The 1,595-nt window shown below is 54.0% G+C and carries 1 rRNA gene; it reads left to right on the top strand.

Features of this window, described 5'->3' with window-relative positions:
* Positions 1-16: 16 nt before the first annotated feature.
* A 16S ribosomal RNA gene (locus ACOI7Z_RS27135) occupies positions 17-1,556 on the top strand.
* The last annotated feature ends 39 nt before the right edge of the window (positions 1,557-1,595 follow it).

Here is a 1,595-nt window from a genome sequence, read left to right as displayed (position 1 = left end):
TTTGAGCATCAAACTTAAATTGAAGAGTTTGATCATGGCTCAGATTGAACGCTGGCGGCAGGCCTAACACATGCAAGTCGAGCGGTAGCACAGAGAGCTTGCTCTCGGGTGACGAGCGGCGGACGGGTGAGTAATGTCTGGGAAACTGCCTGATGGAGGGGGATAACTACTGGAAACGGTAGCTAATACCGCATAACGTCGCAAGACCAAAGTGGGGGACCTTCGGGCCTCATGCCATCAGATGTGCCCAGATGGGATTAGCTAGTAGGTGGGGTAACGGCTCACCTAGGCGACGATCCCTAGCTGGTCTGAGAGGATGACCAGCCACACTGGAACTGAGACACGGTCCAGACTCCTACGGGAGGCAGCAGTGGGGAATATTGCACAATGGGCGCAAGCCTGATGCAGCCATGCCGCGTGTGTGAAGAAGGCCTTCGGGTTGTAAAGCACTTTCAGCGGGGAGGAAGGCGACAAGGTTAATAACCTTGTCGATTGACGTTACCCGCAGAAGAAGCACCGGCTAACTCCGTGCCAGCAGCCGCGGTAATACGGAGGGTGCAAGCGTTAATCGGAATTACTGGGCGTAAAGCGCACGCAGGCGGTCTGTCAAGTCGGATGTGAAATCCCCGGGCTCAACCTGGGAACTGCATTCGAAACTGGCAGGCTAGAGTCTTGTAGAGGGGGGTAGAATTCCAGGTGTAGCGGTGAAATGCGTAGAGATCTGGAGGAATACCGGTGGCGAAGGCGGCCCCCTGGACAAAGACTGACGCTCAGGTGCGAAAGCGTGGGGAGCAAACAGGATTAGATACCCTGGTAGTCCACGCCGTAAACGATGTCGATTTGGAGGTTGTGCCCTTGAGGCGTGGCTTCCGGAGCTAACGCGTTAAATCGACCGCCTGGGGAGTACGGCCGCAAGGTTAAAACTCAAATGAATTGACGGGGGCCCGCACAAGCGGTGGAGCATGTGGTTTAATTCGATGCAACGCGAAGAACCTTACCTGGTCTTGACATCCACAGAACTTAGCAGAGATGCTTTGGTGCCTTCGGGAACTGTGAGACAGGTGCTGCATGGCTGTCGTCAGCTCGTGTTGTGAAATGTTGGGTTAAGTCCCGCAACGAGCGCAACCCTTATCCTTTGTTGCCAGCGGTTAGGCCGGGAACTCAAAGGAGACTGCCAGTGATAAACTGGAGGAAGGTGGGGATGACGTCAAGTCATCATGGCCCTTACGACCAGGGCTACACACGTGCTACAATGGCATATACAAAGAGAAGCGACCTCGCGAGAGCAAGCGGACCTCATAAAGTATGTCGTAGTCCGGATTGGAGTCTGCAACTCGACTCCATGAAGTCGGAATCGCTAGTAATCGTAGATCAGAATGCTACGGTGAATACGTTCCCGGGCCTTGTACACACCGCCCGTCACACCATGGGAGTGGGTTGCAAAAGAAGTAGGTAGCTTAACCTTCGGGAGGGCGCTTACCACTTTGTGATTCATGACTGGGGTGAAGTCGTAACAAGGTAACCGTAGGGGAACCTGCGGTTGGATCACCTCCTTACCTTAAAGAACCTGCCTTTGTAGTGCTCACACAGATTGT

It is taken from the genome of Klebsiella sp. C283 (assembly GCF_048822555.1).
GTDB classification, from domain to species: domain Bacteria; phylum Pseudomonadota; class Gammaproteobacteria; order Enterobacterales; family Enterobacteriaceae; genus Klebsiella; species Klebsiella quasipneumoniae.
The sequence above is the reverse complement of the archived record's forward strand: the minus strand, read 5'-3'. Positions and strand labels throughout refer to the sequence as shown.